This is a genomic window from Lysobacterales bacterium, assembly GCA_016721845.1.
Classification (GTDB): Bacteria; Pseudomonadota; Gammaproteobacteria; order Xanthomonadales; family Ahniellaceae; genus JADKHK01.
Genome location: JADKHK010000003.1, coordinates 232,321 through 246,868 on the forward strand (window position 1 = coordinate 232,321; position 14,548 = coordinate 246,868).

Annotated in this window: 13 protein-coding genes; 3 read left to right on the forward strand and 10 right to left on the reverse strand. The window is 66.8% G+C overall.

The annotated features are described in order from the left end of the window. Window positions 1-5 precede the first annotated feature (5 nt). Both hemH and IPP28_01395 read left to right on the forward strand, forming a co-directional pair. The gene (gene hemH, locus IPP28_01390; protein ID MBL0039706.1) at window positions 6-1,109 is read left to right on the forward strand and encodes a ferrochelatase; all 1,104 of its coding nucleotides are present in this window, start codon (window positions 6-8) and stop codon (window positions 1,107-1,109) included. 18 nt (window positions 1,110-1,127) lie between these two features. Next, a complete protein-coding gene (locus IPP28_01395; protein ID MBL0039707.1) occupies window positions 1,128-1,955 on the forward strand; it encodes an alpha/beta hydrolase in 828 nt (275 codons plus the stop codon). Window positions 1,956-1,958: 3 nt separating this feature from the next. Here IPP28_01395 and IPP28_01400 read toward each other — a convergent pair whose 3' ends face one another. From IPP28_01400 to ttcA, 5 genes are all read right to left on the reverse strand, one after another. Then, a complete protein-coding gene (locus tag IPP28_01400) occupies window positions 1,959-3,011 on the reverse strand; it encodes a DUF2167 domain-containing protein (protein ID MBL0039708.1) in 1,053 nt (350 codons plus the stop codon). 9 nt (window positions 3,012-3,020) lie between these two features. Further along, window positions 3,021-3,566, reverse strand: coding sequence for a hypothetical protein (locus IPP28_01405; protein MBL0039709.1), 546 nt, complete (start codon window positions 3,564-3,566; stop codon window positions 3,021-3,023). A 76-nt stretch (window positions 3,567-3,642) separates the two neighbouring features. Next, the gene (locus IPP28_01410; GenBank protein ID MBL0039710.1) at window positions 3,643-4,410 is read right to left on the reverse strand and encodes a M48 family metallopeptidase; all 768 of its coding nucleotides are present in this window, start codon (window positions 4,408-4,410) and stop codon (window positions 3,643-3,645) included. A gap of 30 nt (window positions 4,411-4,440) precedes the next feature. Continuing rightward, window positions 4,441-5,355 carry a recombination-associated protein RdgC gene (locus IPP28_01415; protein ID MBL0039711.1) on the reverse strand — a complete coding sequence of 305 codons (915 nt, stop codon included), beginning with the start codon at window positions 5,353-5,355 and terminating at the stop codon, window positions 4,441-4,443. A 68-nt stretch (window positions 5,356-5,423) separates the two neighbouring features. Beyond that, on the reverse strand, window positions 5,424-6,329 hold the full coding sequence (gene ttcA / locus IPP28_01420; protein ID MBL0039712.1) for a tRNA 2-thiocytidine(32) synthetase TtcA: 906 nt from the start codon (window positions 6,327-6,329) through the stop codon (window positions 5,424-5,426). Between the two features lie 97 nt (window positions 6,330-6,426). Here ttcA and IPP28_01425 point away from each other — a divergent pair, with 97 nt between their 5' ends. Continuing rightward, entirely contained in the window at window positions 6,427-6,636 is a 210-nt protein-coding gene (locus IPP28_01425) for a DUF465 domain-containing protein (GenBank protein MBL0039713.1), read from the forward strand. 22 nt (window positions 6,637-6,658) lie between these two features. Here IPP28_01425 and IPP28_01430 read toward each other — a convergent pair whose 3' ends face one another. The 5 genes from IPP28_01430 to plsB form a co-directional block, all read right to left on the reverse strand. Then, window positions 6,659-8,086, reverse strand: a complete 1,428-nt coding sequence (locus IPP28_01430) for a hypothetical protein (protein MBL0039714.1) — start codon at window positions 8,084-8,086, stop codon at window positions 6,659-6,661. Between the two features lie 70 nt (window positions 8,087-8,156). After that, entirely contained in the window at window positions 8,157-8,726 is a 570-nt protein-coding gene (locus IPP28_01435; GenBank protein ID MBL0039715.1) for a hypothetical protein, read from the reverse strand. A 101-nt stretch (window positions 8,727-8,827) separates the two neighbouring features. After that, a complete protein-coding gene (locus IPP28_01440) occupies window positions 8,828-11,503 on the reverse strand; it encodes a serine/threonine protein kinase (protein MBL0039716.1) in 2,676 nt (891 codons plus the stop codon). Next, a complete protein-coding gene (locus IPP28_01445; protein ID MBL0039717.1) occupies window positions 11,500-12,021 on the reverse strand; it encodes an RNA polymerase subunit sigma-24 in 522 nt (173 codons plus the stop codon). The genes IPP28_01440 and IPP28_01445 overlap by 4 nt, the downstream gene beginning before the upstream one ends. A gap of 9 nt (window positions 12,022-12,030) precedes the next feature. Then, complete coding sequence (gene plsB, locus IPP28_01450) at window positions 12,031-14,541, reverse strand: glycerol-3-phosphate 1-O-acyltransferase PlsB (GenBank protein ID MBL0039718.1); 2,511 nt, start codon at window positions 14,539-14,541, stop codon at window positions 12,031-12,033. Between the last annotated feature and the right edge of the window lie 7 nt (window positions 14,542-14,548).

The window sequence follows — 14,548 nt, forward strand, 5'->3', positions numbered from 1 at the left end:
GCGGCATGAATTTCTTGGGTTTGTCGAACTTCGACCACGGCGCGCGCCCGGCCGCAGGCGTGGTTCTGGTCAATCTGGGCACGCCGGACGCGCCCGACACCGCCTCGGTGCGGCGCTATCTGGCCGAATTCCTGGCCGACCCGCGCGTGGTCGAACTGCCGCGCTGGCAGTGGTTGCCGATCCTGCATGGCGTGATCCTGCGCCTGCGGCCGCGTCGGTCGGCCCATGCCTATCGGCAAGTGTGGACCGATGCCGGTTCGCCGCTGATGGTTCACAGCGAACGACTGGCAACGGCAGTCGCCGCGCGCGTCGCCGAGATCGCCGCCGGCCCGGTGCTGGTGCGCAGCGCAATGCGCTACGGACGTCCCGCGCTGGGCACGGTGCTGCGGGAACTGCAGGCGGCGAACGTGCGTCGCCTGCTGATCCTGCCGATGTATCCACAGTATTCGGGCACGACCACGGGTTCGGTGTTCGACGCACTGGCCGATGAATTGAAGCGTTGGCGCTGGGTGCCGGAGACTGCTTTCGTCAGCGACTACCACCGCCATGCCGGCTATCTGGAAGCGATCGCCGAATCGGTGCGCGCGCATTGGGCGGTGCACGGACGGCACCATCTGCTGTTGTCCTTCCATGGCATCCCGAAACGCTATCTGCACGCCGGTGATCCCTATCACTGCCAATGCCATGCGACGGCGCGCAAGGTCGCCGACTTGCTCGGTCTCGGCGAAGGCGACTGGACGCTCGCGTTCCAGTCGCGGGTCGGGCGCGAACCGTGGTTGCGGCCCTACACCGACGAAATCCTTGCGGCGATGCCGGGCCGCGGCATCCGTGCAGTCGATGTGGTCTGCCCCGGCTTCGCGGTCGATTGCCTGGAGACGCTGGAGGAAATCGCGGTCGAGAACCGTGACCGCTTTCGTGCGGCGGGCGGCGAGCACTACGGCTATATCGCGGCGCTGAACGATCGCACTGAACACGTCTCGCTGATCGCGCAACTGATCCGCGAACGCTGCACGCACTGGCCGGAATTCTCGGCCGCGGCGATGCAGGATGAAGCTGCTTCGCGCGCGCTGGTCGTCGAGCGCCAACGCAAACTCTCGGCCAAGGACTGAACCGTGTTCGAGGAATTCATGATCGACACGCCGCCGCTGCAGATCGCGGCGCGGCGCAGCGGCAATTCGAACGGGCCGAAGTTGCTGGCCCTGCATGGCTGGCTCGACAACATCGCCAGCTTCACGCCGATCCTTCCGCATTTCGCCGACCATCATGTCATCGCGATCGACCTGCCCGGGCATGGTCGCAGCTCGCATCGTCCGGCCGGTGCCTGGTACCACTTCATCGATTACTGCACCGACGTGCTCGCGGTCGTCGAAGCCCTGGGCTGGTCGAATTTCTCGCTGCTCGGACATTCCCTCGGCGGCGCGATCGCGAGCGTGCTCAGCGCGGCCCTGGCCGAACGCGTCGATCACTTGTACCTGATCGAATCGCTGGGACCGATCAGCACCGCCGAGTCGAAGCTTCCCGACTTGCTGGCGCAGGCCTTGCGCGACCGCGTCGCCATCGCCGGCAAGCAATTGCGCCGGTTCCCCGATGTCGATGCCGCCGTTGCCGCACGCCGCAGCAATCGCGAGATGCCGTTGAGCGAGGCCAGTGCGCGGCTGCTGGTCGAACGAGGTTTACGTTCGGTCGATGGCGGCTTTGAGTGGAGCAGCGATCCGCGCCTGACCCTGACCAGTGCGATGCGACTGTCCGAGGCGCAGGTCTGCGGCTACCTGGCCGGCATCCGCTGCCCGGTGCGCATGGTCGTGGCTGACCCACCCATGCCCTTCGTCGATATCGCGCACATGCTCGAGCGCACGCGCATCGTGCCCAACCTGCGCCTGGCGCAGCTCGCCGGCACGCACCACCTGCACATGGAGCGGCCGGCGGATGTCGCTGCGGCGTTGTGCAGCGCCTAGGGCTCAGTCCTCGATGCGATGTTCGCTGGCGATCACTTCGCCGAGATCGTAGCCGGCATTGTCGTCCATCGGCCACGTGTAGTCGCCGTATCCCGCACCGCTGACGAACTGCGTCTTCGCCGCCATCAGGCGGACGCTGCGCGTGCACAATTCGCGTGCGCCATCGAACTGTTCGCGCATGCGGAACCAGATCTGTGCTTCCTTGCCAAGCTTGATCGCGTAGCAGTCGAGCAGGAGTTCGGTTTCGCCGGGATAACTCATCTGGTCGACCCAAACGGCACGGTCGTAGGTCGCATCGTAGGTCGGCGCTTCGAGAAACTTCACGAACGAAAAACTCGGTGCACCGCCGGCAAATGCCTTGGCGTTGATCTTCGCGGTCGCCTCGCCCTTGCGATCCTCCAGATCACGATCGTCGGCGCCCGCCGCTTTCACGTGGCCGCGCTGTTCGGCATAGACCTCGACGTACCAGAGCGTGTCGAGCTGGGCGATGTCGACGCGCTCGTGCACCAGCCAGCCAATCACGCCGAGGCCCGGATAATGCTTGGTCCCCGACAATGCCTTGCGCAGCGGTTCCGCTTCGACAAAGCGCCAGTGCTCGGGCACGCTCAGTTCCGCGCCGGTGTCGGACAGCGTCAACTTGCCGCGATGCAACTTCAGCTTGGCGGCACGCTGCGGCCATTGCGCCACCGTCTGCGCCGCATTCGCGGCATCGGCTTCGCTCTGCTTGCGGAAGGCGGCGACCTGCGCCTCATAGGCGGCGGCACCATCGAGTCGCGACTTCTCGGCCGCATACGTCCACAACCAGGTCGCCGCGACCAGGCCGATCAGGGGCAAGGTGATGTCGTATTGCGAGCCCCGATTCTTGTAGACGAAATAGCCGAGCGGCAACAACGCGACGTAGGCCAGCATGCCCTTGCCGGTGACGCTGGCGATGCCGATCCCGACCAGCGGCAGGGCGGCGACCAGCAAGCCGCGCCACAAGGCGAGCTTGGCCGTGATCAGGCCGGCCCAGCCGGCGAGGACAAGCAATACGAGCGTGGCAATCAGCAACAGCATGGGTGCACCTCAGATTCGTTCCAGCGTGGCGATCGCGTTCTTTTTCAGCGTCATCAGCGCCGCGCCGCTGCGCTGCGTCACGTTCAGCTGAACCTCGTTGCCCTTCACGGCTTTCACCTGACCCTGCCAGACGCGGCCGTTGTAGGTCTTGAGCTTGACCCACTGCCCGACCAGCTTGGACAGGTCCTCGAACTGGATCGGTCCGATCGGTGGTCGCGCCGCCTCGGCTGCGGCCGCAACAGCCGCTGCATCGGCGGCGGGATCAACGACGGCCGCCGGTGCGCTCTCCGGCACCGCTGCGGTTGCGGCGGCCGCGTCGGTCATCGGCGTCAGCACCATGTCGGCGCCCGGCACCACCGGCAGGCCGGTCGCCGGATCGATCAGCGGTTGCCCATCCGGCCCGAGACCCTGCAGAGCGAGCGCGTCGATCTCGGTCTGGGTGGGACCATATCGTTCACGCACGATCTGCTCGATGCGCTGCTCGTCCTCGTCCGGCGTCTGCGCGGACACCGCGAACGTCATACCCAGCAGCGGCAGCCACATCCAGATGCGCATGGTCTTTCCCCGATCGATGCCCAGTCGTGACGCAAGGCTAGCGCAGGACGAGGACTGCACGCACGCCGAATCGGTCTCAGTCGATGGCGTCGCCAATCCAGCGCGAAAGTTCGTGCTTCACCGAGTGGCCGTAGCGGTTGAGCCAGTCGCGCTGGGTTTCGAAGTCGGGATCGACCGCGGCGACGCGCGCCCAGAAGCGCGGCCCGTGGTTGCGCACCCACAGGTGCGACATCTCGTGCACGACGACGTATTCCAGTGCCTCGGGCGGCGCCAGCATCAGCGCCAGATCGAGGTTCATGCGGCCGTCGGCGCTGAGGCTGCCCCAGAGCGTGCGCATCGGCTGGAAGCGCAACGCGCTCGGTTGCTTGCCGACCTTGAGCGCAAAGTATGCGGACAGGCGCGCGACCTCGCGCCGCATTTCGCGCAGCAGGAAGGCGCGCATGGTGCGCTGGCTGATCCGCAGCGCATCGTCGTGCTCGAGATCGAGGGCGAAATCGAGCCGGCCCGGCGCGACCGCGATGCGCGGAAAGCGATCGTGCTGCCAGATCACCGGCAACTGCACGCCGCGAAAGGTGAAGGTCTCGGCACGACCCGGCACCGGCGGGGCCAGCTTGCGTCCGGTCAGCTCGAGTTCGCGCAGCTTCTTCTGCAACCAGCCGGCGTGTTCGCGCAGGAAGGCGCGCACCGTCGCGGGATGCGTGCCCTCGGGCGCGGACACGCGCGGGCCACCGGCGCCGATCGTCAGCGACAGCCGGCGCGCGCGCGGATGCGTGGTCGCGCGCACGCGCACGGTGCGCCCGTTCGGCGTTTCCAGTTCAACGATGTCCGACAACGACTGCGCCATGCCGACCTCGCGGAGTCGGCGGCGCCGGCCTCAGAGCGACTGCGGCCGGTGCACGCCGAACGTGGTTTCGATCGCTGCGAGCAGACGCGCCACCTCGCCACTCATCAACACGAAGCGCGCGTCGAGTTCGGCCTTGGCGGAATCGCGGTCACCCTTGTCGAGTTGTTCCACCGCGATGTCGAGCAGCTTGAACTTGCGCACGGTCAGCGTTTCGTCGAGCACGAAGCGCATCCGCTCCTCGAAGGTGAGCGCGAGCTGGGTGACCTGCTTGCCGCTGCTGAGATGCTCGCGCATCTCGTCGGCGCCAAGGTCCTGACGACGACAGCGCACGATGGCGCCATTGTCGGCCGGGTCCTTCAGCTCGCATTCGTCGCCGAGTGCGAATCCTGTCGGGAGCTTACCCTCGATCATCCACTCCGTCATGAGCGCGCGCGGCGACTCTTCGGGCTCCAGTCCGGTCGCGGGAAAGCTGCCGAGCGCGTTGCGCAGCGCCGAAACGAAGCCTTCCGCGGCCTTGCGCGAACTGGTGTCGACCACCACCCAACCCTTTGGAATATCGAGATAGCCGGCGAGGCGGCTCGGCCGCGCCAGCGCCCGCGGCAGCAACTCGGTGAGTGCGTCGTCCTTGAGCTTGCGACGCTCGCGGGCACCCACCGGACGCCCGCGCTGCTTCTCCAGTTCCTCGACTTTCTCGGCAATATGCTGGTTGATGATTGCCGTTGGCAGCAATTTGTCTTCACCGCCGAGCGCCAGCAAGGCCTGTTGGCCGTGCTCGATCGAGAACATGTCCTCGCCGCGACCATACGGTGACACCCAGCCGCGCGTCTGCAGCTCCAGCGGGCCGCAGGGACGCAATGCGTGCTCGGCCAGCTGTTCGTCCAGCTTCTTGAAGCGCTTGTCGATGCCTTCGGGAAAGCGGAAAAGGGTCAGGTTGCGAAAGAACATGTCGTGATACTCCCGAAATACGTCGTTATCGTCGTCGAAAGACGACGATCATGGTGTGATTGATACGGTCAGGCTTCGAGGATGTCGCGCCCGATCGATCGGGTGGCCGGGCGTCCCGCCGGGGCGGGCTCCGATGCTTCGCCCGCCAGCCAGGCGTGGGCGTCGACGGGTGCACCGCGCGCACCGAGCGCGGCAAAGTCGTACAGCTCGCGGTCGGCGAGGTGCGAGGGATGAACCTGGCCCAGGGCGCGAAAGGTGTTCTCGATGCGGCCCGGATGGACGCGCTCCCAATCCGCCAGCATGGCCTTGATCGCCTTGCGCTGCAGCGTCTCCTGCGAGCCGCAGAGGTTGCAGGGCATGATCGGGAACTGCTTGAACGCCGCGTACTCGGCGATGTCGTCCTCGGCGCAATACGCGAGCGGCCGGATGACGACGTGGCGACCGTCGTCGGACTTCAGCTTGGGCGGCATCGCCGACAGTTTCGAATGATGGAACAGATTCAGGAACAAGGTTTCGACGATGTCGTCGCGATGGTGGCCGAGCGCGATCTTGGTGAAGCCGTGCAATGCGGCATGCGTATACAGCGCGCCGCGCCGCAGGCGTGAACACAGGCCGCACATCGTCTTGCCTTCCGGCACCACGCGCTTGACCACCGAGTAGGTGTCCTGCTCCAGGATCGTGAACGGCACGCCGATGCGGCGCAGATGTTCCGGCAGCACCTCGGGCGAGTAGCCCGGCTGTTTCTGGTCCAGATGCACCGCAGCCAACTCGAAGCGCACCGGCGCCTTGGCTTGCAGTTGCAGCAGCAGGTCGAGCAGGGTGTAGCTGTCCTTGCCGCCCGAGAGGCAGACCATGACCTTGTCGCCGTCCTCGATCATCGCGAAGTCGGCAATCGCCTGCCCGACCTGTCGACGCAGGCGCTTGTGCAACTTGTTGAATTCGGATTCGGCTTTGCGGTTCGGTTCGAGGCCCATGGCGCGCCTCCGGAGGGCCGCACAGTTTAGCGGCGCCAATGCATTCCCGCCCGGCCGGAGCGCGGGCTACACTCACCCGTCCCCCGCGCGCGCCGCCATGTCCGAATCGCTCGATCCCGCCTTCATCGCCCGCCGACTGGTCGAACTGCGCACCGAACATCGCGATCTCGACGTCGCCATCGCCAGCCTTGCCGATGACAGCAGTGCCGACGAGATCCAGCTGCGCCGCCTGAAGAAGCGCAAGCTGCGCATCCGCGACATGATCACGTACTACGAGAACAAGCTGATCCCGGACGAACCGGCCTGATCCTTGATCATCGTCGACGCACCTACTCGAAGCTGTTCTTGAAGATGTCGATGGCCGCCGGCTGCGCGTCGGTGCTGGTCAGGCGCGATGCCGTGGCGCTGTAGGGATTGCTCGCCGCGTTCGCCTTGAAGCGACCGCCGACGAGCACGCGCCCGGTCGAGTCGATCGTCGACCGCGCCGGGCGATCGTCTCCAAGATCGCCGAACCCGCCGCTGGCCGACCAGATGTAGACGCTGCTGGACGGCCCCACGATGCCCCAGTTCGCCTTCGCGAACAGCAGCGCATCGAAGCGTTGCGCGAAGAACAGTTCGGCGCCCGGACCCGATACGCCGGTCAGGAGGATGTCGCTTTCGCTGATCGACGGATTTCGCCAGTGCACGCCGCCGATGAACATCTGGCCACCGGCGCCGCCTTGCGTGGTCGTCTCGGCAACCCAATTGCCGGAAGTGTCGAAGCGCTGGATGAAGCCGAGGGTCTCGCCGCTGCCCGGCGTGGTGCCGGCGATCAGCAGGGCGCCGTCTTGGTTGATCGCCATCGCCGCGACCTGGTCGCTGAGCGCCGGCGTGGCACTGCCGTAGAAGATCACGCGCCGACCGTTGTTGATCGCGGTGTAGCTGTCCATGTAGTTGCAACTGTCCGGGCAGAAGCTGGTATCGGCGAGGCCGGCGTCGGTCAAGCGCGCCAACGCGATGCGGGTGACGCTGCGCGCCGCGTCGTAGGCGCCACCGGCGATGGAGATGCGGCCGGCGCTGTCGATGGCGACGGCTCGGGCGTTGTCAAAGCGCATGCTGGCGGCCAGATCGAAATGGGTGACGCGCTTGCCGCTGCCGTTGAAACTGGTGTCGAGTGCACCCGTCGTCGTCAGGCGCGCGGTCCCGAAATCGAAATCCCCGGTGGCAGCACGTTCGACTTCGCCGACCACGACGATGCGGTCTTGATCATCGACTGCAACCGCGTTCGCTGCATCGGAATTGTTGCCGCCAAGATTGAAGGCGATGTCGACCATGCCGTCGCCGCTGAAGCTGTTGTCCGGAAGCCCGGTCGACAGCAGCCGCACGACACGGAAGTCGACGGCGCCTCCGGTCCCGGTCGAGCCGACCACGATGATGCGCCCCTGGCTGTCGATCGTGGCGCCAGCGACGCGAGAGAAGTTCAGGTAGGTGGCCGGATTTGCGCCGACGGTGTACACGCCGGCATCACTGTAGAAGTACGCCCCGAGGGTGTAGGGCCCGACCGGATTGTTGCTGCCGTCGACATCGGAATACGTCAACAGCACAACCGATCCGCCGCCAGGGCGGTACAGATGGGCAACCGTACTCTTGTAGTAGGCGCCCGTGGTGTAGTTGGCGCGACCAGCGTTCGCGAAACCGCTGTCCAGCGCGGTCGGGGCGGCCAGGAGGTCGGGGGCGGCAAGCGTCAGGGCCAGGAGGAGGTACAGGGCGGGCTTCATGTCGTGCTCCGATTGCCGCAGGGGCGGCTCGGTGGGGGAAACGACATGCGCGGCAAAACCCTGACATCGATCAGGGCAGGCGCGACACCACGCTGCGGGCCAGGGCTTCGAAACGTGCATGCACCTCGGCATTCGTCAGGTCGGCCTTGTCGGCGCTGAGGTGCAGCACGGTGTCGCCGCGCAGTACGAGCAACCCGGCGGGCAGATCGACCCACATCGCGGCATCGCCGAGATCGCCGACGGCGGTGCCGCCACGGCTCCATTCGTCGTAGTAGTCACGGGCGCTGGACCAGCGGCTATCGGTCTTCTGCAGACGCTCGCTGGTGACGAACTTGAGCGCGAAGCCGTTGTAGAAATCGTGGCTGTCGAGATAGATGCAGTCGAGGCTGTGCAGCGACGCTTCGTCGATGACATCGCGCTGGTCGATGTGGCCACCGACGACCGCGCTCACCTCGTCGAAGCTCGCGAGTTCACACAGGGGATGCGTGGCGATGCTGGCTTCGGCGGCCGCAGCGACGGCAGTCGCGACGTCGGCGGGCGATGCCGTGGTTGCTGCGGTAGTTGCGTCATCTCCGGTACCACAAGCGGTGAGGGCGAGACAGGACAGGGCGACGAAGGTCAGGCGATGCAGGGTGATCATGCGGGAACTCCGGAAACGGGCGAGGGATCGTGCTGGTGACGGGAAACGTCGTGCGGGGCGCGACCCTGACATGGCCCGCACCCGCACCCTGGACCATCGTCTCACCGGGTCCGGTGGGCGACGACCAGTGCGTGCTCGGCACCCACGGCGTCCTGCAAACTCGCGATGGCCGCCGGCGGCGGCGGCGCAGCGTCGATCCGCGCGCGCCAGAGCAGCAGCAGGCTTGCATCCATGCCGCTGCCGGTGATCGCATCACCGGCCACCGCGATGGCGGTGCTGGCCAGACGCCGCGCGTAGTCCGGATTGGATCGACGCTCGAAGATCTCGGCCAGCATCAGCAAGGCGCGCACCGCATTGCGCCTCGGCAGCGCGCCGGCCTTGGCATTGTTCGACAAGACCTCCAGCACCGCGGCCAGCGTCGCATCGTCCGGATGCTGCTGCAGCGCGAGCACGCGATCGAAGGCCGCGACCGTCGACGCCAAGGGCGGTTGTGCGGCAAGTGCATCGCCGATTCGGTCCAGCTGCGCACGGGCATCCGCGACTTGTCCGGCGTAATAGCGGGTGTCGACGCTCGCGAGTCGTGCCCGCAGGCATTCAATGCTGTCCGCGCCGGTCGCCGCACACATCGAGGCGATTGCCGAATTCGCCAGTCGCACGGCCTCGTCGCCACGCCCGAGCAGCGCCAGCAACTTGGCATGCGACATGTCGCGCGCCGCGCGCGCCGGGGGCGAATCGGTCATCGCGTTGTCCAAATCGACGCGTTCCAATGCCTCCAGGGCACGCAGCAAGTCGCCGCGAACCATGAGTGCATTGGCACGGTTCGCGGCGTTGATGCGTGACGAGATATTGATCGCGACGCCGGCCTCGGACCACACCGAGTCGGCACGATCGGCCAGTTCGATCGCACCATCGAGGTCACCGGCGAGCAGCAGGCTGGTAGCGCCGCTGCCGATCAGGCGGCCACGTTCGAGCGCAGTGCCGTCGGTCGCGCGGAACCCCTGTTCGGCCGCTGCGCGTGCGGCAATCACGGTCGCAGCGAGATCGCCGCGAGCGCGGAACTGCTGAGCGCGCAACATCTGGACTTCGGCCGGCAACATGCCGCCCGCGCGTTGCGTCGGCGTCATCCACGACTCGGCCTGATCGATGCTGGCCGTCGCCTCGTCCAAACGCCCCACACGCACCAGCGCGGTTGCACGAATGATTGCCGCTCTGGCCTGGATACGTTGCGGCGCTTTGGCCAGCATCGGCGCGAGCTGATCGAGCAATTCGAGTGCGCGCTGGTAATCGTCGCGCTGCGCGAACAGGTCCACCAGCGCGAGCTGCAGGGCGCTGTGCATCTCCGGGTCGCCGAACGCACCGAGCAGGTTCGGATCGGCGGCGATTTCCAGCAGCGCCTCGGGCGCGATCGGCGCACCGCTTTCGGTCGCGCGATTGAGCACGGCGACGAAATGTTCGCGCAGGGTCTCCTGACGGCGCGCCTCGTCGAGTGCAGCGTCGCGTTCGCGCTGTGCCGTGAGCGCAGCCTCGTTCGCGCGCATCGACTCGCGTTCAGCGCGGCGTGCCTGTTGCAGGCTGAACATCGTGGCCGCGATCAGGGCCAGGGCGGCGATGCTGGCCGCAGCCACCGCCAGGCGATGGCGACGCAGGAACTTCGAGGAGCGGTACGCGAACGAATCGCCACGCGCTTCGATCGGCAGGCCGGTGAGATGGCGTTCGATGTCGCGCTTCAACGCGGCCGCCGAGGCATAACGGCGCCCCGGATCCCGCTGCAGGCAGGTCAACGTGATGACGTCGAGATCGCCCCGCAGCGCCGCCACCCGGCGCGCATCGGTGTTGGCACGGGCCAGCCGCCGCGACGGCGCCTCGGTCACCGCCGCGTCGTCGCGCGCCGACGGCAATGGTCTTTCGCCGGTCAGCAGTTCATGCAGGATGACGCCCAGCGCATACAGGTCGGTGGCGGTGCTGAGCGCCCCGCCGGCGATCTGTTCCGGCGCGGCATACGCGGGCGTGTAGGCGCGCTGCTCGGTCCCGGTGCGGGTCAGCGCATCGTCGCGACCGTTGCGGTCGATCAGCCGGGCGATGCCGAAGTCGAGCAGCTTCACCTGCCCGGCCGCATCGACCAGGATGTTGGCCGGCTTCAAGTCGCGATGCAGCACCAGGTTCTGGTGTGCGAACTGCACCGCATCGCAGACTTGCATCAGCAAGGCCAGACGCTGAGGCAGCGATGCGCCGGTGCGCGCGACATGGGCCAGCAGCGGCTCGCCTTCGACCAGTTCCATGGCATACCAGGGCTGACCATCATCGGCGACGCCGCCATCGAGCAGGCGCGCGATGTTGCGGTGCTGCAGGCCAACCAGGATCTGCCGTTCGCGCTCGAAACGTCGCGCGGCATTCGGGTCCTCGTGGTCGCCGGTGCGCAGCAGCTTGATCGCCACCGACTGCCGGAACCCGCCTTCCTCGCGTTCGCCGCGGAACACCGCCCCCATGCCGCCGCGCCCGATCAGGTCGGTCAGCAGATACGGGCCCATGCGGCGCCCGATGCGACTGTCCTGCCCGGCCTCGATCCCGGCGACGTGCGCTGCCAACGGCTGGTCCAGCACGCCCGACGCGACGGCATCGGCCGCAAGCAGTTGCTCGACCTCGTGCTTCAGCGCGACATCGTCACCGCACTGCGTCGCCACCCAGGCGTCGCGCGCGGCCGCGGTCACATCGAGGGCGGCGCGCATCAGGCGCAAGGCCTGCAGCCGGCGATCGTGGTCGGCGACAGCGTCCTTCATGGCACCCCGCCCCCCACATTCAGGCGCTCCAGATCGGCGTGGATCATCGCGCGCGCCGCCCGCCAGTCGCGGAACAGGGTGCGTTCGGTCACCTGCAAGACCCGGCTCATCTCCGGAAAACTGAGGCCGCCGTAGAAGTGCAACTCGACGACGCGCGCCAGTCGCGGCTCGGCTTGCTCGAGACGCAGCAGACATTGTTCGAGCGCGAGCACGTCGAGTGCTTCGGTCGCGGCTTCGGGCAGCTTGCGATCAGTCAGGGTTTCCAGGCGCAGGCCGCCGCCGCGCTTGTCGCGACCATGATGGCGCGCGAGATCGACCAGCACCTGGCGCATCGCGCGACTGGCGAGATTGAGCAGGTGCGCCTCGTCGACCACGGCCACTGCGGCCAGTTTGAGATAGGCCTCGTGCACCAGGCCGGTGGTCTGCAAGGTGGCACCCCCGGCCGCGAGCTGACGCCGGGCAATGCGCTTCAGCTCGTCGTACAGTCGCTCGAACAGTTGCGCGGCATCGGCCTCCATCGCGGCCGACTACGCGGACTGCGGCGGCGGCGTGATCTCGCTGCGGTCTTTCGAGCCGGCCAGCTTCAGGATCGAGTGACGCAGTTCGCGGCTGAGGATCAGCTTGGAGTCTTCGGCCATCGCGACGAGGTTGTCGCCGAACGAGAGCTTGGCATTGCCGTCGAGCGACAGCACGCCGCGTTCGCGCATGGTCGCGATGAAGCCCTTGAACAGGGTCTTGTCGAAGAACTCCGGTGCGGCCTGAGTGTGCAGCAGGGACAGGCGTTGCGCCGTCAATTGGCACTGGTTCTCCAGCTCGCCGGTGGACAGCACGCCTGGCCCCGACTTCACCAGCAGCGCGAGCGCGATGTAGTAGCGCTCGAAGGCCTGCAGCAACGAGTTCGCGGTCACGCGCAACTGGTAAGCCTCGTCGGTCTGGCCGACGCGACGACGCAAGACCTTGCCGTCGTCCTCGAGTTCCAGCAATCCCTCGGCCACGAACTGCCCGATCATCGCGTCGATGCGCGCCACCCATTCGTCCTCGGTCCACGGCAGGAACAATTCGCCCTGGATGAAGGGATAGATGAAGCGACCCAGACGCTCGACGGTCGCGCGCTGCAGGCGGCGATTGTTGAGGAAGCAGCACGCCACCCAGGCGGGTGTCGCGAACAGGTGCAGCACGTTGTTGCGGAAATAGCTCAGCAAGACGGCCTGGTCGCCGGTGCTGTGCAGCACGTCGCCGAGCGGATGCTTCACGCGCTGGACCACCCCGAGCTTCTCGCCATAGGCGATGACGCCGGCCGGGTCGAGCTCGGTCATGGTCACGCGATCGGAATACGGCACCGAACCGATCAGGCGCTGGCTCAGCGCGATCTGGCGCTTCAGGTCGTCCTCGGCCATCGCGTGCTTGGGCGTGCCGAGCAGGGCCGCGGACAGCAGGTTGACCGGATTCACGTCGGCGGCACGGTTGATGTTGACGAGAATGCGCTCGGCCAACGCCGATACCGCCCCGCCAAACCATTCCGGCCGTTCGTCCTTGGCGGTCGCGCGCCAGTCGCCGACGGCTTCATCCAGCATCTGGACCAGATAAACCGGTTCGCCGAAGCTCACCGTGACCTTGCCATAGCGTTCGCGCAGCAACTTCAGCGACTTCAGCAGGCCGAAGATCGATTCTTTTTCCTTCGGCTGGCCCGAGAGCTCACCGATGTAGGACTTGCCTTCGAGCACGCGTTCATAGCCGATGTAGACCGGCTGGAACACCACGGGCCGGCGCGATTCGCGCAGGAAACTCTTGACCGTCATCGCCAGCATGCCGGCGCGCGGTTCGAGCAGGCGCCCGGTACGGCTGCGGCCGCCTTCGATGAAGTATTCCATCGACACGCCACGCTGGAACAATTGCGTGACGTATTCCGAGAACACCGCCGAGTACAGCGCATTGGCGCGGAAGCTGCGCCGCAGGAAGAAGGCCCCGCCCTTGCGCAGCAAGGAACCGATGACCGGCAAGTTCAGGTTCACGCCGGCTGCGATGTGCGGCGGCACGATGCCATTCGAATACAGCAGGTAGGACAGCAGCAGGTAGTCGATATGACTGCGGTGGCAGGGCACGTAGATCACTTCGTGGCCCGGCGCCGCCTGCTTCAGCGTGTCGAAATGATGGGTGCGGATGCCGTCGTACAGGCGATTCCAGAACGCGGTCAGCAGGAACGACGCCGAGCGCACCGTCGAATGCGAATAGTCTGCGGCGATTTCCCATGCGAACGAGCGCGCCCGTCCTTCCGCCTGCTCGAGGGTGATGCGTTCCTTGCTGGCCAGCGCCGCGACGGCGTTGCGCACGCCTTCGGCATTCATCGCCGAATCGATCACGGTGCGGCGATGCGACAGGTCGGGCCCGATCACGGCCGCACGCAAGCGCCGGAAATGCGCACGCATGACGCGACTGGCCTTGCGTACGGTGCGCTCGGCGTCCATGCCTTCGGCGACGACATCGCGCAGGCTGACGACCGGACTGAAATGCACGATGGTGTCGCGACCGTTCAGCAGCAGCGACATCAGGCGCCGGAAGCGCCCGACCACGGCCCAGTTCTCCGAGAACAGCACGCGGAACCAGCCGGATTCCCGTTGTGGCGCACGCCCGACGAAGATCGAGACCGGCACCACCTGGATATCGAGATCGGGATTCGCCTGTACCGCCCGAACCACCTGGGCGAGCCCGGCGGAGTGGGTCTTCTGGCGCGGCCGCCGGAACAGCCAGCCCTCGCGCCGCGACAGCGCCAGCACCGAGCGCGACTTCGGCAGATAACCGCCCGGCATCGGTCGCAGGGGCGCCGGCAGGCCTTGTGCCCGGCAGGCCTCCTCCAGGATCACGGCATTGATCGCGCCGTAGCGTTCGAGCAGGTACACGACCGGCTTGTCGCCGGCCATGACCGACCCGGCCGCGGGCGGCTCGGTGCGCAACGCGACCCAGGGCCGGATCAGCACGCCAAGCAGCTTCCAGAACCAGGGGCCGCGCAGCCCGCCGGCTCGATCATCGTGTCCAGGCATGGAAACG